Consider the following 18,767-nt stretch of genomic DNA (forward strand, 5'->3'; position numbering starts at 1 on the left):
GAAGACCTCCACTGATGCTGGGCCGAGGATGAGAATGAGGATGAGGATGGGGATCAGGACAATGCGCGGGTCGCGGTCTTTCCCGACGCGGTCCGCGGCAGCGCCGGTACGAACTCCACGAAGGCGGGCACCATGTGCCAATCGAGATGCATCGTGCAGTACTCGACCAGTTCGTGGCTCGTGATGGACGTCGCCTGCTCCGCAACGATCAATGCCTTGGGGAGATGTCCGACGGATTCGTCGGCGACGGGGACTACAGCCGCTTCCGAAACCGCGGGGTGGGCCATCAGCAATTGCTCGATCTCTCGCGGATTGACCTTGAACCCGCTCCGCGCAAAAGCGTCGTCCTTCCTTGCGACGTAGTAGAGATACCCCTGGCCATCGACGCGGAATAGGTCGCCCGTCAGGAACACCCGAGCTTCACCGGCCGCCCCCTCAATCATTCGGGCGGAGGTTTCGTCCGGCATGTTCCAATATTTCTGCATCAGCAGGTCGCCGGCAACACCGAGCTCGCCGACCTGCCCCGGCTCGGTCACGAGGGAGCGATCCTCGGCAAACAGATAGGTCCGCACGCCGGGAATGGCCCGGCCGACCGACTGCGGCCGTTGATCGATCTCGTCGGGCGGCAGAAACGAGACGCGCTTGCACTCCGTGAGCCCATAATTCGAGAAGATCTGGACGCCCGGCCACGCCTCTCGCAAGCGGCGGATATGCTTCACCGGCAGGGCCTGCCCGCTCGTGGAGATATAACGCAGCGATCTCGGCGCGCGCCTTCCCAGCGCGCTCGCCTTTAACAGATGGAAGATGAAGGGAGGAAACACCTGCAGCCCAGTCACGCCGTGGGCATCGATGAGATCGATGATCTCATCGGGATCGTCCGGCAACGCGCGCTCGACGAGCGCGGTCCCTCCGAACATGAGCGGCATCATCACATTATAGAAGCCGTAGTCGGAGCCCAAGGTCGAATAGCTCAGAACCACATCCTCGGACGTGTTCCTGAGATAGCCGGTCACCGATTCGAACGCCGCAATCATATTCTTGTGATTGACGGCGACGCCCTTCGGGCGCGACGTCGAGCCCGACGTATAGAAGATGACTGAAATATCCTCTTCCCGCACCTCCCGGAAAAACGAGCAGTCGCGTTCTGGCACGGCAGCAGAAAAATCATCGTTACAACTATAGATTGTATAATCTAACTGGCGCTCCCGCAATTCGGCCGCCCGATCGGTGATCACCGCACAAGCACCGGAGTCCCGAAGCTCGAACATCAGCTTTCGGAGCCCGAAGGTGTGATGAACTCCCACGAGGACTGCACCCGCCTTGAAGATGCCGAGAACAACACCGAGCAAACGGATGGAAATCACGCCATAGATCGCGACCCTGTCTCCAGCACGGATGCCGTCATCGACGAGACGACCGGCGACCTGATTGCCGATATCATCCAGCTCGCGATAGGTCGCGCACGCGCCATCGATCTTCACCGCGATCTTCTCTGGGCAGTCTCGAACACTGCGTTCAATATAGTGATGGAAAAGGCACACTCGGAAGCTCCCGCAACCTCTGGATGAGTTTTTATAACAAAGAGTCGCAGCTCATGGTAGGAGAATTCCGTTACACGTCGTGTTGTGCAAAATGACTGAGGAAACATGTTTGTACGCGATCTCGAAGAAGTCGAAAAAACAGGCCGGTTCGTCGAGTGGGGAAATGGCACGAGCCACCGGCTATTGACGGCGAGCGATGGAATGGGTTTCGCCGTATGCCATACCGTGGTTCGCGCCGGCACAGTATCAAGGTTGCAATACCGATCTCACCTGGAAGCATGCTATTGCATCGCGGGGGAAGGTGAAGTCGAGGACATGCAAGGCAATGTGTATCGGCTCCGCCCGGGCAGCATCTATGTTCTCAACGAACATGACGAACACTATCTGCGCGGCGGCCCGACGCAGGATCTGGTGCTGGTGAGCGTGTTCAATCCGCCCCTTGCCGGTCACGAGCAGCACAATCTCGACGCCGACAGCGGATCGTCTTACTAAGGCGGTTCATCAGCTGGTTGGGGTTGCTCGTTGGAACTGAAGCATCAAGCCTTCTTCTACTCTCTCTTCCTCTCACGGCTCGCGGACCAGATCCTTCTGTTTCTGGTCCCGCTCGTCATCTTCCAGTTGACCGGCAGCGTCGCCTGGTCGGGAGCGGCATTCCTGCTCGAGACATTGCCGCGCTATTTGTCGTTTCCGATCTGCGGGGTGCTGTGCGATCGAAAATCCCCTTTGGCGCTGTTGCACATTAGTCAGCAGCTTCGTGCCGTGGCGTGCTTCGCAGGCATGATCGCCTACGCGGGCTTCGGCGGAATCGGCTGGCTGATCGGGATATCTGTGGCCTGCGGCGTTCTGACGACGCAGGGGCTGATGGCGCGCGAGGTTCTGCTGCCTCAAGTCTTTCATCGGCACAGGTTCGAGAAGGTCGCCTCCTACACCCAGATTGCCGATCAGCTCGGCATGGTGCTCGGGCCGCTGGTCGCCGCCGGTCTTCTCAAGCTATGGTCCTGGGAATACGTGGTGATCTCGACGACCGCCCTGTTCATGGCGGCTGACGGCGCCATGATCATCTGGCAGCGATTCGTCCGGCCGACATTGGCCGAACCGACGCCGGCGCCAAGCGGCTGGACACTGCCGCTGAAAACCGCACTTCGGCACGTCATCGGACGACCGGGCCTGGTCGAGACCGTCCTTCTCGCAGCCGCCGTCAACCTCATCATTGGCGTGACCCTCGCAACGTCAGCGGCAATGGTGACCGGTGTCCACGGAGAAACAGACTCCTACTATGCCGTTCTTCAGGCCGCAGGCGCGATCGCGACCGTGGTCATCTTGTTCGCCACCGCGCATGCGCCTGCGTCCCTGCAGGTCTTGGGCGTCATCAGCTATGCGATGATCTTTGCCGGCGGCGCCGTCTCCGGACTGGCTTCCCACGCCCACGTCTACGCGCTCGGCTTCGTTCTCGTTGTCGGTTTCGACAAGATGTTCAGTGTCTTCATTCGCAGCCTGCGCATGAAGATCATTCCCCGGGAAGATCTCGGCAAGACGACGGGCCTGATCATCATGCTGAACAACCTGTCCCAACCTCTCGCCGGCCTCCTGGTCAGCGTATTCGCCGGCCGTTACGGCGCCGGCACGGTCATTGTCGCGCTGTCGCTCTTCATGGGCCTGCTCGGCCCGCTCGTCGCGGCGATCTGGCTTCGCCGGACCGCCCCGACGGTCAGGCTGGACCAACGATGATGTCCCCGCCGCGTCATCGACCGTGGCGGGGGCTCGGCGCCGACACCGAAGCTGCCGCCGTTGACGCAGGCGCGCGATTGCCGCCCGATTGCGCCAGATGCTCAACGAGCATCTTGGTCACGGTCGAGAGCCCGGCGGGATCGCGGGTCACGATCTTCAATTCCCGATAGGCCCAGTCGTCCCTGAGCGGAATCGCCTTGATGCCCATGCCCGAAGCCAGCACTTCGAATGCCCGATCCGGGATCAACCCGACACCCAGGCCACACTGCACCATCCGACAAATGGCATCAAAGCTCGGTACGTTGATCCGCAGATTGACCGCCTTTCCAGCCTCCGCGGCTGCCGCGCGCGAACGGGTGTAGATCGCGCTATCGGCGTGAAAGCCGATATGATCAAAATCCAGGCTTTCCACGAAATCGATCGATGCCCGATCGGCCAGCGGATGATCTTGCGGCACCGCCAGCGCAAGCCGGTCGCTGCGATAGGGACGCGCAAACAGGTCACGGCTGTTGGTCGTGGACACACAGATGCCCACTTCCGCATACCCTTCCTCGACGGCCTTGACGACACCCGCACTCAGTCTTTCCTCAAGGTGGATCTTGACCAGACTGTGGGTCGCGAAGAAGGCCGGCAGGTCGTCGGGAAGGAATTCGACGATGGCCGATACGTTCGCGAGCATCCGGATGTGGCCCCTGATGCCCATGCGGTATTCGTCGAGCTCCGCGCCCATCTTCTCGACGCTCGTCAGCATCGATCGCGCGTGATGCAGCAGGGATTCCCCGGCGGGAGCCAGCATCATGCCCTTGGAGTGCCGGACAAAGAGGTCGGTTCCAAGCGCCTCTTCAAGCTCCGCAAGGCGCTTGCTCACCGCGCTCATGGCAATGTTTTCCCGCGACGCCGCGCGCGTCAGCGTCCCCTCCTCGCACACCGCGACGAAGAGCTGGAGCGACGTCAGATCGATACGCCGGATGAGATTGTTGATTTGTCGCATCAGTCCTTCAATTCCCGTGGGCCATGAGCGATCCTCCCGACGATCTCCGCCCCCCGCGCAGCCAGTGCGCGGCACTACCGTAAGTAAGCCTGACCCACCACACCCCGGTCAAGGTCGAAAGAGACCGTAAATCCCTCCTGGGCGTGAGTGATCTTCGATGTCCGATGTCTCGCCGTAGCGGCCGGCGGACCTTCGTCGAACGCGAAGGGTGCCTTGCCTAAAAAGCGTTGGCGCTCTCCGGCAGGGCTCATCATCCTGCCGCCACCTGGGAGTCAGTGAGACGGACTATGGCCGGAATCTCCGAAAGACATGACCTCGCAATCTCGCGGCCGCTCGGGCCTGCGCCGGAGGCGCTCGGCCCCGGCGCGTCAACGACGACCGTGTCCAGGACACACAATATTGTCGGCGTAGCGCTGGCGGCGATCGGGGCGGTGGCGTTTTCCCTTCGCGCGATATTCGTCAAGCTCGCCTATGAGGACATGAGCGATCCTGTGACGCTGCTGGCCCTGAGAATGATCTTCTCACTGCCCTTCTTCGTCATTGCGGTTGTCCTGTATCGGGGGCCTTCCGGCGGCCGGACGCTTCCGTCAATCACCGCACACGACGCGATGGCGCTCGCCGCCCTGGGCTTCGTCGGCTACTATCTGTCAAGCTTCCTCGACATGATCGGGCTGCAATATGTCGCCGCCGGCGTCGGCCGGCTGATCCTGTTCGTGTATCCGACCATCGTGGTGGTGATCTCCTCGGTCGTCCTCAGGAAGCCGATTACCCGGCGCGAGCTGATCGCGCTGGCGATTACATATATCGGTGTCGCGCTGGTTCTTTCGGGGCAGCTCGACAAGAGCAGTGAAAATTTCTGGCTCGGTGCGCTGCTCGTCATGCTGAGCGCGGTGAGTTTCTCGGTCTATCTCGTTGGAAGCGGCGAAGTCGTGCCGAGGCTCGGTTCGATACGCTTCACGGCCTATGCCACGACCACGGCCAGCGTGTATTGCATCGTTCAGTTCATGGCACTCCGCCCGCTGAGCGCGCTCGTGCTGCCCACCCGGGTCTACCTGCTCGCCCTCTGCATGGCGCTGTTCAGTACCGTGATGCCGGTCTTCATGATGGCCGAGGCGCTGCGCCGGATCGGCGCAAGCCGCGTCGCGATGATCAGCGCCCTCGGCCCTGTGGCCACCGTCGTTTCAGGATATCTAGGGCTGGACGAGAGGATGTCGCCGATTCAGTCGGCCGGCGGCCTGCTGGTCGTGATCGGCGTGCTCATCGTTGCCGCCCAGGCCCGTGCCATGGACAGGAAATAGCCGATCATCCGGCAAGGGCCGCGGCAGATGCTGCTCAGGGGATGAGAAGCGTCTTTCCGACCGTCTTGCGGCTGTGAAGATCACGGTGCGCCTGGGCCGCCTCCATCAAGGGAAGGGTCTGGCTGATCCTCGGCTTGATGGTTCCTCGCGAGACGGCAGCCATCAGCTCCGAAGCAGACGCCACGAGATCCTCGCGACGTGCGATGTACGTCCAAAGCGTCGGCCGCGTCAGGTATAGCGAGCCCTTTTCGGCGAGAATTCGCGTCTCGAAGGGCCCGATCGCCCCGGAGGATTGGCCGAACGAGACCAGCAGCCCGAACGGCTGAAGGCAATCCATCGAGCTCACGAAAGTATCGCGGCCAACCGAGTCGTAAACGACGCGTAGCTTCGCACCCTTGGTGAGGTCGCAGACACGCTCGACCAGATTCTCGCTCCGATACAGGATCGTATGGGTGCATCCGTTGGCGCGCGCGAGCTCGGCCTTCTCTTCCGTGCCTACGGTTCCAATGACGGTCGCACCGAGACTTGCCGCCCACTGGCAGAGAATGAGACCGACACCGCCGGCGGCAGCGTGCACCAGGATCGTGTCGCCGGGCTGCACGGAATAGGCGCGCCGAAGCAGATAGTGCGCGGTCATGCCCTGAAGCGCGATGGCGGCGGCTTGATGATCGGTGATGTCATCGGGCACCTTCACCAGCCGCTCAGCGGGAACGTTGCGCAGTCGGGCGTAGGCGCCCAGGCTTGCAATCGCGTAGACGACGCGATCTCCGGGCCGCAGACCGGCCACCCCTTCTCCGAGGCATTCGACGATCCCCGCGGCTTCGAAGCCGATGCCGCTGGGCAGCGGCGTCTTGTAGAGCCCGGTGCGGTAGTAAGTATCGACATAGTTCAGGCCGATGGCGGTCTGCCGCAATCTCACCTGGCCCGGCCCTGGCGGATCGAGCCTCGACTGCTCCACGGAGAGCACCTCCGGTCCCCCGGTTTGACGAATGAGGACGACCTCCGTGTCCTCGGCGAGCGCGTCGGTGCGGCCCGCAATCTTCGACGGCATCGCGGTCATCGGTACTCCCCTGTCCCGTACTGCAGATTCGTGTCGCCGCCAGGCCAGGCCTGCTGCGCCGACTGGCGCCGAAATCGTTCGCGCCAGCGGAGCAGCGCGGCCGGATTGCGGATGTGCAGCGGATCCCGCCCCTGGATCACGCGCATGACGTTCTCAACCGCGGTCGGCGCGAGCGAGGCGAACAGCTCCCGCGTACAGCCGACCGTATGCTCGGTGAGGATGACATTCTCCAGCCCGCGAAGCGGATGATCCACAGGGGGAGGCTCCGTCTCAAAGACGTCGATGGCCGCGCCAGCGATCCGTCCGGCGGAAAGCGCCTGCGCCAACGCCGCCTCGTCGACGATGCCACCGCGCGAGGTGTTGATGACGCAGGCCTCGCGCTTCATGCGCGCGAACTCCGCAGCTCCGAGCAGCCCGCGCGTCTCGGCGGTCAGCGGCAAGTGAACGCTGACGACGTCGCTGCGCGCCAGCAGTTCGTCAAGCTCGACGAAACGCACGCCGGCGACCGGCGTCTCATCCGGATGTCTGTCATAAGCCAGAATCTCGGTGCCCCAGCCTTGCAACCGTCGCGTGACGGAGCGCGCGATGCGGCCGAACCCGATCAGCCCGATGGTCTTGCCGGACACCATGCGCGCCGACAGTTCATCCGCCCGCGCACGGGCGGACCGCAACGCGAACTGGCGCTGCTTGCGCGGCAGGTCCAGCAGGAGAGCCGCAATGAGCATCACGGTTGCCTCCGCCAGGCTTTCGACGTTTTCGGCCGTCGCGCCGTTTGCGACGATGATGCCGCGATCGGTCGCCGCCGGCAGATCGATCGAATCCGTGCCTATCGAGGCAAAGACAACAGCGTGTAGCCGAGGCGCGACCTCGAGCATCGCCGCGTCGATGATGGTCCGCGAGCTGATCAGGAGCACTGATGCCGCCTCGAAGTATCGTCGGGCGGTCGAAAGCGCGTAGCGCGTGCGGTGTGGCGGCGGTTCGGCGTGGCCGCGGATAACATTGCAACCTGCCGCTCCCAAGGCTGCGGCCGCGTGGTCCAAGGTGTCGCCGAGAACCCGGTCGCTGCCGACGAACACCGTGGCGCCAGCTACTCGGGCTTGCGCCGGCTCAGACAACACGACGGACACGCGAGTCGTCTCCACGAATGGCAAAATCGACCGCGGCACCGACAAACGCCTCCAGCGCCTCCTCGCTCATCCATGCCATGTGCGGCGACAGCAGGACGTTGTCGGTCTGGAGCCAGGGCGATCCCGGTCCGATCGGCTCATCCTCAAAAACGTCGAGTGCCGCACCGGCGATCCGACGCGCGTTCAACGCCTGCCGCAATGCTTCCCCATCCACGAGACCGGCGCGGGCGGTGTTGATCAGAAACGCCGTGGGTCGCATCAGATCGATCAATCGCGCATCGAACAGGCCTTTGGTCGTCGGGCTCAATCTCATATGCAGACTGATCACGTCACTGCTGGCTGCGAGCTCGTCCAGCTCTGTTCGCCGGACACCTAGTTCCGCGGCTCGTCCATCCGTCAGCGACGGACTCCAGGCGACAACCCGCGCGGAGAACGCCTTACACAGTTCAGCGACACGGCCGCCGACGCGGCCCAGCCCGACGATACCGACCGTCTTGCCGAACAGCCCTCGGCCGAAGCTCGCATGCCATCGTCCGGATCTCAGCTCCAGGCACCCATCCGTCATCCGCCTGCCAATGGCGAGCGCCAGCGCGATCGTGTACTCGGCAACCGAGGCTGACGCCAGCCCGGGGGTCTCGTACACCGCCATGTTCCTGCGTCCGGCCGCATCGAGATCGACGCTCGCGCCGATCGGGCCCGCCACAATGATCCGCTTGGCCGACGACGCCTCGAGCACCCCGGCAGACAGCGGGCGCGCCGAGAAGAACTGGAGCACCGTTGTCACGTCGCCGATCCGCCGTGCCAGCGCATCGGCGTCCTCCGGACGGTCGTGATGTATGAGCACGCCGGCCTGCCCCTGCAGGTGTCGCCGGAAAGCTGCTTCAATGACCGGGTTGCCGCCGCAATCCGGAACGGCGATGTCGACGCGGCGATCGTGCAGAGGCGACCCGGATACGGCAAGATGTCCTCCGTCGGTCATCTCTGCAACTCCTCGACTGGAATCGCGCAAGCCGCAAGCCAGTCCCAATAGCTCTCTTGTTGCCGGCTGAACTCGATATAGTGATGCCTCGTTGCGAACACCGTTTCACGATAGGGCCCGATCAGCCTGCCGAGCCAACGGCGCGCAACGGCGAGATCGATGATCGGATCACGCTCCGGCGCCGCGAGGAACGTGGGTACCCTCAGCGTCGCTCCGGTCTCCGCGTATGCGTCTTCGAGATGCACCAGCGTCGACCGCGTGCTGTCCGTAACCTCGCGAAGCATCAGGGCATCCGCCGACATGAAGCGCAGATAGACCTCCTCCTCCGTGTAGTCCTCGTCCTTGAGCGTGACCGCGACTCGGCCAAGACCTCTGCACGCGCGGAAGCGGCCGAGCTTCTCCGGATCATGGCGAGCCCGCTGCTGCCCCAGTGCCGGCGCGCAGAAAATCAATGCCTCCGCGCGCAACTGCCCACTGGTGCATAATCCAGCGAGAACGCTGCCGCCCAGGCTCTGGCCCAGCACCGCCAGCGGCGCATCCGGCACCACTTCCCGCGCGGCCTTTATACCCATCAGATAGTCCGACAGCAGAAGCTCGAGCGTGGCGACGTGACCACGCTCGCCGCCACTCCGTCCCGATCCGCGACGGTCCAGCGCGACAACTGCCACGTCCCTGGCCGCCAGTTGCGGCCCGGTCTCGAACAACCATCCGGCATGGCTCTGGATGCCGTGGATGTAGAACAGGGCAGCTCGGGGCTCGGCAGGCGCCCAGTAATGTAGGGCAAGCTCGGTGCCATCCACCGCCCGTATCCACTTGATCGCCGTCCCCTCCATCTCAGACGCCTCAGGCTGCGGGAGTCGAAGCTGCGGCAACGTCCTTCACTGGAAAGCTCGGATATTCGCCGGCCTCCCACCGCCGAATCATTCCGTCCGCGACGACCTGTGCGAACTCACGCCGCCCTGGTAGCGGCAGCTTCTGACCCGCAAGCATCGCGCGGGCATCCTCCCAGGATTTCCGCCATGCTCCTGCGTCGACCACAGCAGAACCGGGATCTGCCTTGCTGCGCACGCGGATATTCGGGAACCACGGCCGATCGGTCGGTTGATGCGCCGGGTAGTAGCGGAAGTCGAAGCTCCAGCGCACCTGTGCCGTCTTGTTCAACCTGGAGCCATGCGGCGCCTTCTTGTGCAACAGCACGATATCGCCGAACTTGACCGGCAACGGGATGCTGTTCCTCTCAAGGCGATCGATCAGCGCGGCATCCATCGGCCAAGGCAGCAACGTGTCGTCATTGTGCTCGCCTCCCACGACCGCCAGGCATCCGTTTTCCTCGTCGACGTCGGTCGTCGGAATCCAGACCGTCAGCACGGTCGTTTCGTTCGACTGCGGGAGCTGGCCCATCGCGTCCTGGTGCCAGAGGGTCGGCGCGTAGATCGTCTCGCCCTTCCGGCCGCCGAACTGCTGGACCTCTCGCGCCGGCAGCTTGATCCGGCAATGCTGATTCGGGCTTGCGTTGATCTCGGATCCGAGAATGCACTCGACGACATCCAACACCTTCGGATTCTGGAGTAGCGACAACACGCCGGGGCCGACATGAAACTCGCTGTCATCCTGGATGAACGAGAACGGCATGTGCGGCAACGTGATATCGAGCTCGGCAAGCAGCGTAAGCGGAAATCCCGGAAGCTCGACCAGCCGCCTGAGGTGCTCCTGGAACGGCAGCCCGCCATGATCCTCACCGCCCGAGAACAGTCCCTTTGCGCGCCATGTCCTGACTCGCTCCCGCAGCAGCTCGTCGTACTCACGTCTCACGGGAACGAAATCCGCCTCATCCAGAACACCTCGGACAACCAGATATCCCTGCTCTTGGAAGCGAGCGACGTCGGCTGCGTCGAGCGCAGGCGTGCGCGAACCTGATACGGTCATGGTGGCCAACTCCATCTATGGATCGATTCACGTCGATGACGGGATGAACGAGCCTGCCCCGTCGAGCAGCATGCCAATATCGCGAAGGATCTTCAGCCCCGAGGCGTCGCGCTGAAGCCAATGATGCTTGACCTGCGCCGAAGCCACTCCACCGCTGATCTTGTGCTCGGCAAGCCTGGCGAAGGCGCCGGGGACCAGCTTGACTATCGTCAGCGGCGCCAGCCGGCCGCTGGACAGCTTGTCGGCATATTCCAGATTGACCCTGCTGAGCGCTGCATCGATGCGCGTTGCCAGTGTCGCTTGCATCAGCTCGAGCTTCGGCGACCACTCGAGCGCGACAGCGTAGTGAGGCGGCGTGCCCCAGACCGGGAAGCAGCAGAAGTTCGGCGTCCCGGCCGACCCAGATTCGATCGTACGCGACACCGCCGAGAACACATCAGCTTCGGTCAGCTTTTCGCCGGTGAACGAACTACATGCGCCGCTTCTTCCGATGAATTCGAGCCTTGGCACCGCCCCAACCCAGCCCACGACGCGATACACGTCGCCGACGTCATACCGATAGAGACCGTTGGCCTGGGTCATCACGAGCCTGTAGCAGCGCCCGACCTCCAGTTCCTCGAAAGTCAGCGTTTCGGCACTTTCCGATGGAGCGACGTTCTCCAAAATATCATCGACCGGAACGAACTCGTAGAGTCCCTGGGTCACCGCGAGAGGGCCGGCACTGCGGTGCATGTCGACCGGGAGCGTAACGATGCCTTCGGTGCCCGTCGTGCTGAAGGGAAGCCGCGTGGCATCGGGGACCAGGCGATCAAGCCAATTCTCGTAGAGTTGCGCCGACGCGCTGTTCCAGCAGACGATGAGCGACAGATTGGGCCACAGATCCGAGAGAAGCAACTCACCGCCGCGCAATTTGAGCTGCCCTTCCAGGCGGCGCGCGAGGTCCTGGCCGCCCGCAGCCGAGGCGCTGCCCCTGACGTCACGGATCAGCCGCGTTGCGAATTGCCGCAACGTCTCTGCCAACATGATGATCTTGCTCGGGTTCACCGAAACAATCAGCCGCACGTCACAGAATGCCTGCATGCACAGCCGCTGATAGAGCCGCTCGGCATATCCGTCGGGATCGCTCTCGCATGAGAACCAGGGCGCGCCGTACCATGGCGGCAACCAGTCGGATTCCCCGAGCGGCTCCGGCCGCTGTGTAATGCTGTAGACGGGAAATCCATGAATGCTCTGCCTCGCCGTCTGCGGCTCCCATGACAGATCCAGCACGTTCTCAACCTTCGGCGTATCGAGCCGGAGCATCCTGAAATAGAGGCCCCATTGCGCGTAAAGCGCCGGTCCGCGATAGGCGAGCCGCCAATGCCGTGTCGTCGGAACCAGCTTTGCTTGGCCGGTGGTTCCTGACGTCTTCAGGAACGCATAGGGATCGTCCCGCGTCAGTACCTTTCGCTCTCGGGCAAGCTGTCGATCGATATACCCCCTGAGCTGGCCGTAACTGCGGATCGGCACTGCCCGCCTGAATTCATCGAAGCTGCACACACCTGCGAGCGCGTGCTCCCGCTCGAATGCCGTTCCAGTCAGTTCGCGCAACACATCGTGGAAGACGGTCCCAACGGTCGCATGCGGAGATTGACAGATCAGGCGCTGACGATCGAGCGCCGCCTCACTCTGTGCGCAAAAGCGGGCCATGCGGCTCACGTCGTCGGCGGCGCCTCCGACGCTCGTCGTTCGGACGCCGGCCGTTCCACCATGCTGGATGCGGGAAACTCGACTCTGTTCTGTGGAGAGGTCCTGCATGATGTCCGACCTATCTTCATTTGTAGATCACCGCCGTCTCGCAGGGATTGATACTGACGGCTCGCGCAAAGCGTCAATTTAGATTTCCTGTCCCGGTTCTAGAAATTCTAAAACGACCTTCGCTTCGCAGTTTGGCAATGTCCTGATCTCAGCAGATCGGACGGATGCAATGATACAATTGATGGACGTCTACGCGATTGCGATGCCGATGCGCCGGACATTCGTTCATGCAACCATGGCACGCCACGAGAGCGACGGCATTCTTGTCTGCGTCGACGTCGATGGCGTAACCGGCTATGGCGAAGCAGCTCCTCGTCCCTATGTCACTGGCGAAACCACAGCGACCGTTCTGAAGGCCCTCGCCTCTTGCGCATTGAACGAACTCGATGCGCAGATCGACTGGCGTTCGCTTCAGACCGTCGTCGCAAGCCTGAAGGCTCTGGCGCTGCCGAAGATGCTATCCGTCGGTGGTCGGCTGTCGCCCGCTGCAGCCTGCGCCTTGGAGACCGCCCTTCTCGACGTGGCCTGCCGACTCCACGGCCGACCGATGGCTTCTGCATTGCACGCCGCGGGCCTCGGCGAAGACATGTTACGACCCGTGCCTTGCGCCGTTTCAGCCGCTCTGGTCGTCGACCTCTCGACCTCTCCGGAGGAGATGGTCGCGCGCGAGTTTGCGCTCGCGAACGGCATCAAGCACGTCAAGCTGAAAGTCGGAGCGGATGGCGATCAGGCAGTGGAACGCGTGAGACGGTTTCGCGACCTGATTGCGCCATCGATCTCGCTTTCGGTGGATGTGAACGCGGCTTGGACCCTGCCACAGGCGATTGCCGCCTGCCGGCAGTTGCAGGGTCATGGCGTGGCATGGCTCGAGGAACCGCTGCGGCCCAGGGACTGGGCGGGCCTCCGGCAATTGCGCGAAGAGGCTGGGATCCCTTTGATGCTGGATGAATCATTCGTGGACGAGAACGATCTCGCCACGGCGATCGACCAGCGCGCCTGCGACCTCGTCAATATCCGCGTGTCGAAATGTGGTGGCCCACTTCGAGCGGCAGGCCTGGCCGATACGGCGTTTCATTCCGGCCTCGGCTATCAGATCGGCGTCCAGGTTGGCGAACATGGTCCGCTCTGGGCCGCGGGACGCGCGCTCGCGACATCGCTACGCAACGCCAGCGCGTGCGAGGTTGGGCGCGCAGACGAATGGTTTCCTCGCGACACGACGATCCCACCCTTCCCGATCGATCGCAAAACCTATCTTGCGCCGCCACTGTATGGCCACGGACACGGTCTCGTTCCGGGACCGGCGTTGTGGGCGCACGCAAGGCACGCCTTTTCGCATGTCGCGACAACACCTCGTTCCGCTCTCGTCGAGGCAGAACGGCGCGTCACAACTTGGAACGCTGAGGCTCGGGGATGACGACATCGTTGATCGAACACAAAATGGCCCTGGTCACCGGTGCGGGCGCCGGCATCGGCGCAGAGGTCGCGCGCCGCCTTGCAGATGCGGGAGCGCGGCTCCTGCTGGTCGACAAGGACACGACCGCACTCAACTCCATTCGCCGTCAAATCGGCGATCACCGTGCCGCGTGCCTGCCGATCGACGTCACCGATATCGCAGCCGTCAGCGACGCCATCCAATGTCTCTCGGACGCACAGCGTCCGGACATCCTCGTGAATGCCGTCGGAGGAGATGCGAACTCCATCCTGCTTGCGGACCTCGATGAAACGTACCTGGAGACCTCGATGAGACACAATCTGACGAGCGCCTTCACCATGACGCGTCTATGTGCGCCAGCGATGCGTCAGCGACGGTGGGGTCGCATCGTCAACTTTGCATCGATCGCCGGCCGCACCTACTCCTACTTCAGCAACGCCGCCTATGTCGCGGCAAAGGCGGCCGTCATCGGGCTCACCAAGCAAACGGCCTATGAGCTTGCCCCCGACGGCGTCTGCGTCAATGCAGTCGCGCACGGCCCGATCGCCACCGACCGCATCCAGGCAGCCTGGGCGAAGCATAGCCCTGAACGGCGGCGAGCGATTACCGAACGCATTCCGATCGGGCGACTGGGCACTGTGGACGAGGCAGCTGCCGTTGTGATCCATCTGTGTTCGCATGAGGCGGGTTACACCACCGGGACGGTGATCGACATCAATGGGGGGCTGTTCATATGAACTGGACGACCACGGAACGAACGACGACGGCCGAGCGGGTCGCCGGCCCATCAGCGGACTACGGGTTGGGCGGCAAGGTCATCATCGTCACCGGCGCCAGCCAAGGCATCGGCCGCGCCGCCGCGCTGGCATTCGCGGCCTGCGGAGCTCGTGTCGTCCTGGCGGGACGGCAGACCGGCTCCTGCGAACAGGCGTTGGCCGCGCTACCGCCAGATCAAACGATGATCGTGCCGACCGACGTGCGAGACGAGCAGAGCGTCGCGCGTCTCGTCGACATGACCGTCCGCCGGTTTGGTCGGCTGGACGCTGCGTTCAACAACGCAGGCACGTTCGGCAATTTCGTTCCGCTGCACGAGGACGATAGCGACAATTTCGATCAGGTCGTCGGGACCAATCTGCGCGGAACATGGCTTTGCACCAAGCATGAGATTCGCGCGATGCTGGAGTCAGGCGGTGGCGCGATCGTCAATTGCGCATCGGTCGCGGGGCATATCGGACACGCCCAGAGTGCCATTTACAGCGCAACCAAACATGGCGTCATCGGCCTCAGCAAGTCGGCCGCACTTCAATACGCGCGCCGCGGCATTCGGGTCAACGCAGTGAGCCCTGGCAGCACGGACACGCCGATGCTCAGGAGCATCTACCCGACCGAGGAGCAACTGAGCGCTCGCGGATCACGCGCGCCACTCGGCCGGATCGGACAACCGGACGAGATCGCACAGGCTGTTCTCTGGCTCTGCTCTCCCATGGCTTCCTATGTGACAGGGCAGACCGTGGTGGTCGATGGCGGCGTAACGGCCGGCCAGGCCTTGGTGGCCGAACGCAAATAGCAGCCGGGAACGCATATCAATGGAGGAAGCACCGAATGTCAGTCATCCTGGGCAGCGGCGATTTCCGCTACATGGTCACCGAGGGGTGGGGCGAACTGCCGGACGGCTGGTCTTATGGCGACGTAGCCGCGGTCGGCGTCGACCAGAAGGATCACGTCTACGTCTTCAACCGCGGCGCGCATCCCGTGATCGTCTATGATCAGGACGGCCGGTTTCTCCGGTCCTGGGGTGAAGGCCTGTTCTCGCGTCCGCATGGGCTGCACATGGGACCGGACGACACGATTTTCCTGACCGACGACGGCGATCATACCATCAGACAGTGCACGTTGGATGGGAAGGTTATGCTCACGATCGGAATTCCGATGCGGCCGTCCCCTTACATGAGTGGAGAGCCGTTCCATCGTTGTACGCACACGGCTCACTCGCCGAACGGCGACATCTACGTGTCCGACGGCTACGGCAACGCATGCTGCCACAAGTTCTCGCCATCGGGGAAACACCTCATGTCATGGGGAGAATCCGGCAGCGACCCGGGTCAGTTCAACATCGTGCACAACATCTGCTGCGACGCGGAGGGATGGGTCTATGTTGCGGATCGGGAGAATCACCGAATCCAAGTGTTCGATGCGAACGGTCGCTACGAGACTCAATGGAACAATCTCCATCGCCCATGCGGACTTTACATGCCGCCGGGAAAGAAGCAGCTCTGCTACGTTGGTGAGCTCGGCCCCTCGCTTCCTGTCAACAAGAATGCTCCGAATCTCGGACCCCGCGTGACCATCGTCGACAACCGTGGCGGGACTGTCGTCCGGCTCGGCCATTTGCATGCCGGCGAAGCGCCCGGTCAGTTCATCGCACCGCATGGTGTTGCGGTCGATTCTCACGGAGACATCTACGTTGCCGAGGTGTCGAATGCGGTCTGGCCGTCCATCAAGCCGCCACTCGAGCCGCCGCGGGAGCTGCGCTGCCTGCAGAAGCTGACCAAGCTTTCCTCTTAGCTGGAATGCGTGCAGTTTTCTCCTCCATTGAGGCACAGCGGCTATTTTGCCGGTTGGCAAACAAGCGCGCTCCGCACAGATGGGCGATATCAGCCGCTGCCGGCAACTCAGGTCAAGGTGCCGGCTGTCTGCGAAGGGGCACGTCTCCGCATTTGAATCTGTGAGTTCATCGTGAGTCCCCGGCGACGGCCGCCTTGCGCCGGAGCTGACGCTTGTTGAAGCCATAGGACTAGTCCCGGAACTAGTCCTATGGCCAAAGCGGAAGTGGAAGTGATCACGTCGGAGCGGCGACGGCGGCATTGGTCGCGGGCCGACAAGGAGCGTGTCGTTGCTGCAGCGCTTCAGCCGGGCGCGACGATCCTACGAGTGGCGCGAGCGTTCGGGGTGCATTCCAGCCAAGTGTTCCGCTGGCGCCAGCAGCTGTGCGGGAAGGAGACGCCGCCGCCCGGCTTTGCCGCCGTGACGATCACTGCCGATCCGCACGCGCCGGCTGCCCGTACGCAGGGGCTGATCGAGGTCGAGATCGGGGCGGAGGCGAAGATCCGGATCAGCGACGCGGCGGATGCCGCGACGGTGACGGCGGTGATCGCGGCGCTTCGGGCGGGCTCGCGATGACGATCCCGATCCTCTCCGGCACCCAGGTCTGGCTGGCGACCGGCCATACCGACATGCGCAAGAGCTTCGACGGTCTTGCGCTGCTGGTCCAGGAGACGCTGAATCGCGATCCGCATGGCGGCCATCTGTTCGTGTTCCGTGGCCGCAGCGGCGGGCTGATCAAGATGCTGTGGCACGACGGCCAGGGCATGTGCCTGTTCGCCAAGCGGCTGGAGCGCGGCCGATTCATCTGGCCACAGCCCGTGGATGGAGCGGTGGCGATCACGCCGGCACAGCTCGGCTATCTGCTCGAAGGTATCGACTGGCGTCATCCGCAGCGGACGTGGCGGCCGGAAGCCGTTGGCTGAGCGCTTGAACGTGACGAGGCTGATGCACGCAGGACGGAGCTGTGATTCCATCTCCTGCGATGATCACAGCCGATTCACTCCCCGATGATGTCGCGACGCTGAAGGCGCTGGTGCTCGCTGGCCAGGCCGCGCTCACCGAGGCGACGACGGCCCAACTCGCGGCAGAAGCCAAGGCGCGCAATCTGGAAGCCGAGGTCCGTGCCCGGGCGCTGCTGATCGAGCAGATGAAGTTCACGATCGCCAAGCTCAGGCACGAGCTGTACGGGCCGTCGTCGGAGCGCGCGTCGGTGCTCGAGCAGCTCGAGCTCGAACTCGCCGATCTCGAGGAGGCCGAGGATGAGGCTGCGGCGCAGATGGCAGCCGAGCGGGCCAAGGCCGAGAGGGTCGACGTACGTCCGTTCGAGCGGCGGCGCCCGGCACGGCGGCCGTTGCCCGAGCACTTGCCGCGCGAGCGCATCGTGCATCCTGCGCCGGCCTATTGCCCGTGCTGCGGCGGCGACAGGCTGCGCAAGATCCGCGAGGACGTGAGCGAGACGCTGGAGCTCGTGCCACGGCAGTGGAAGGTGATCCAGCATGTCCGTGAGAAGTTCTCCTGCCGCGCCTGCGAGGCGATCACGCAGCCGCCGGCACCGTTCCATCCGATCGCGCGCGGACGCGCGGGACCGCGCCTGCTGGCGCACATCCTGTTCGCCAAATACGGGCCGCACCTGCCGCTCACCCGACAGAGCACGACCTTTGCGCATGAGGGTGTGGCGCTCGACGTCTCCACGCTCGCCGACTGGCTCGGTGCAGCGGCTGCGACCTTGATGCCGCTGGTCGATGCGATCAAGGTGCACCTGCTCGCAGGTGAGCGCATCCATGCCGACGACACCACGGTGCCAGTTCTCGCCAAGGACAAGACGCGCACCGGCTGGGTGTGGACCTATGTCCGCGACGATCGTCCCTTTGCCGGGCACGCGCCGCCAGCAGCTGTACTCTACCGTACCGGCGCACATCCCGAGACGCATCTTGCCGGCTATGCCGGGCTGATGCAGGCTGCATCGGCCAAGGCTCCGAGATACGACGGCGCAACACGATTGATCGGTCAACCCACACTCCGAGTCGCAGATCCTGCACTCGCGCGTAGCTCAACCGAGTTCTTCGCCGGAGTTCGCTAGACTACGATCAGTGCCGAAATCGCCTTTGACTTTGCTGACAAAAAGCTCGATTGCGGCACTCAGCTCGACTGACCGGCACGGTTGAACGTAAGCCATGTCAATGGCTTGGTGTTCAACCGGCGAGCCGCTTTTATCTTGCAGCTTTAATCGGCCGGATGTAACCGTCCGGTCTGCACACCTTCCCCCTCGTGTGTTGTCGTTCCA

Annotated in this window: 18 protein-coding genes; 10 read left to right on the forward strand and 8 right to left on the reverse strand. The window is 63.3% G+C overall.

Annotated features, from left to right (window positions below):
- Positions 1–53: 53 nt before the first annotated feature.
- Entirely contained in the window at positions 54–1,541 is a 1,488-nt protein-coding gene (locus QW861_RS19100) for a class I adenylate-forming enzyme family protein (protein WP_315752131.1), read from the reverse strand.
- Positions 1,542–1,646: 105 nt separating this feature from the next.
- Between QW861_RS19100 and QW861_RS19105 the strand changes: the two genes are divergently transcribed.
- Together QW861_RS19105 and QW861_RS19110 are read left to right on the forward strand one after the other, a co-directional pair.
- Entirely contained in the window at positions 1,647–2,033 is a 387-nt protein-coding gene (locus QW861_RS19105) for an ectoine synthase (RefSeq protein WP_172179966.1), read from the forward strand.
- A 30-nt stretch (positions 2,034–2,063) separates the two neighbouring features.
- A complete protein-coding gene (locus tag QW861_RS19110) occupies positions 2,064–3,269 on the forward strand; it encodes an MFS transporter (RefSeq protein ID WP_172179964.1) in 1,206 nt (401 codons plus the stop codon).
- Positions 3,270–3,282: 13 nt separating this feature from the next.
- Here QW861_RS19110 and QW861_RS19115 read toward each other — a convergent pair whose 3' ends face one another.
- The gene (locus QW861_RS19115; RefSeq protein WP_315752132.1) at positions 3,283–4,260 is read right to left on the reverse strand and encodes a LysR family transcriptional regulator; all 978 of its coding nucleotides are present in this window, start codon (positions 4,258–4,260) and stop codon (positions 3,283–3,285) included.
- 287 nt (positions 4,261–4,547) lie between these two features.
- On the opposite strand from QW861_RS19115, the gene QW861_RS19120 reads away from it, so the two are divergent.
- Positions 4,548–5,558 (forward strand): DMT family transporter, encoded by a 1,011-nt coding sequence (locus tag QW861_RS19120; protein ID WP_172179960.1) that lies wholly within the window; start codon positions 4,548–4,550, stop codon positions 5,556–5,558.
- A 34-nt stretch (positions 5,559–5,592) separates the two neighbouring features.
- On the opposite strand, the gene QW861_RS19125 is transcribed toward QW861_RS19120, so the two are convergent.
- Genes QW861_RS19125 through QW861_RS19150 form a run of 6 tightly spaced genes read right to left on the reverse strand, consistent with a single transcriptional unit; the run spans position 5,593 to position 12,447 of the window.
- On the reverse strand, positions 5,593–6,609 hold the full coding sequence (locus QW861_RS19125) for a quinone oxidoreductase family protein (protein ID WP_172180200.1): 1,017 nt from the start codon (positions 6,607–6,609) through the stop codon (positions 5,593–5,595).
- A gap of 5 nt (positions 6,610–6,614) precedes the next feature.
- Complete coding sequence (locus QW861_RS19130) at positions 6,615–7,745, reverse strand: 2-hydroxyacid dehydrogenase (RefSeq protein WP_172179958.1); 1,131 nt, start codon at positions 7,743–7,745, stop codon at positions 6,615–6,617.
- Positions 7,726–8,724 carry an NAD(P)-dependent oxidoreductase gene (locus tag QW861_RS19135; RefSeq protein ID WP_172179956.1) on the reverse strand — a complete coding sequence of 333 codons (999 nt, stop codon included), beginning with the start codon at positions 8,722–8,724 and terminating at the stop codon, positions 7,726–7,728. Before QW861_RS19135 ends, QW861_RS19130 begins: the two co-directional genes overlap by 20 nt.
- Positions 8,721–9,557, reverse strand: coding sequence for an alpha/beta hydrolase (locus tag QW861_RS19140; RefSeq protein WP_172179954.1), 837 nt, complete (start codon positions 9,555–9,557; stop codon positions 8,721–8,723). The genes QW861_RS19135 and QW861_RS19140 overlap by 4 nt, the downstream gene beginning before the upstream one ends.
- Positions 9,558–9,567: 10 nt before the next feature.
- Positions 9,568–10,650: a phytanoyl-CoA dioxygenase family protein gene (locus tag QW861_RS19145; RefSeq protein WP_315752133.1), complete on the reverse strand. Its 1,083-nt coding sequence runs from the start codon at positions 10,648–10,650 to the stop codon at positions 9,568–9,570.
- Positions 10,651–10,677: 27 nt separating this feature from the next.
- Complete coding sequence (locus QW861_RS19150; protein ID WP_210261705.1) at positions 10,678–12,447, reverse strand: GH3 auxin-responsive promoter family protein; 1,770 nt, start codon at positions 12,445–12,447, stop codon at positions 10,678–10,680.
- Positions 12,448–12,628: 181 nt separating this feature from the next.
- Here QW861_RS19150 and QW861_RS19155 point away from each other — a divergent pair, with 181 nt between their 5' ends.
- The 7 genes from QW861_RS19155 (at position 12,629) to tnpC (ending at position 18,563) form a co-directional block, all read left to right on the forward strand.
- Positions 12,629–13,861 (forward strand): enolase C-terminal domain-like protein, encoded by a 1,233-nt coding sequence (locus QW861_RS19155; protein ID WP_315752134.1) that lies wholly within the window; start codon positions 12,629–12,631, stop codon positions 13,859–13,861.
- Complete coding sequence (locus tag QW861_RS19160; RefSeq protein ID WP_172179948.1) at positions 13,858–14,616, forward strand: SDR family NAD(P)-dependent oxidoreductase; 759 nt, start codon at positions 13,858–13,860, stop codon at positions 14,614–14,616. The genes QW861_RS19155 and QW861_RS19160 overlap by 4 nt, the downstream gene beginning before the upstream one ends.
- Positions 14,613–15,446, forward strand: a complete 834-nt coding sequence (locus QW861_RS19165) for an SDR family NAD(P)-dependent oxidoreductase (protein WP_172179946.1) — start codon at positions 14,613–14,615, stop codon at positions 15,444–15,446. Before QW861_RS19160 ends, QW861_RS19165 begins: the two co-directional genes overlap by 4 nt.
- 35 nt (positions 15,447–15,481) lie before the next feature.
- Complete coding sequence (locus QW861_RS19170) at positions 15,482–16,444, forward strand: peptidyl-alpha-hydroxyglycine alpha-amidating lyase family protein (RefSeq protein WP_172179944.1); 963 nt, start codon at positions 15,482–15,484, stop codon at positions 16,442–16,444.
- A gap of 249 nt (positions 16,445–16,693) precedes the next feature.
- Complete coding sequence (tnpA, locus tag QW861_RS19175; protein ID WP_172179942.1) at positions 16,694–17,059, forward strand: IS66-like element accessory protein TnpA; 366 nt, start codon at positions 16,694–16,696, stop codon at positions 17,057–17,059.
- Entirely contained in the window at positions 17,056–17,406 is a 351-nt protein-coding gene (gene tnpB, locus QW861_RS19180) for an IS66 family insertion sequence element accessory protein TnpB (RefSeq protein WP_172179940.1), read from the forward strand. The genes tnpA and tnpB overlap by 4 nt, the downstream gene beginning before the upstream one ends.
- A 59-nt stretch (positions 17,407–17,465) precedes the next feature.
- A complete protein-coding gene (tnpC, locus tag QW861_RS19185; RefSeq protein WP_315752135.1) occupies positions 17,466–18,563 on the forward strand; it encodes an IS66 family transposase in 1,098 nt (365 codons plus the stop codon).
- Positions 18,564–18,767: the final 204 nt, after the last annotated feature.

This window comes from Bradyrhizobium sp. SZCCHNRI1029, from assembly GCF_032487555.1.
GTDB lineage: Bacteria > Pseudomonadota > Alphaproteobacteria > Rhizobiales > Xanthobacteraceae > Bradyrhizobium.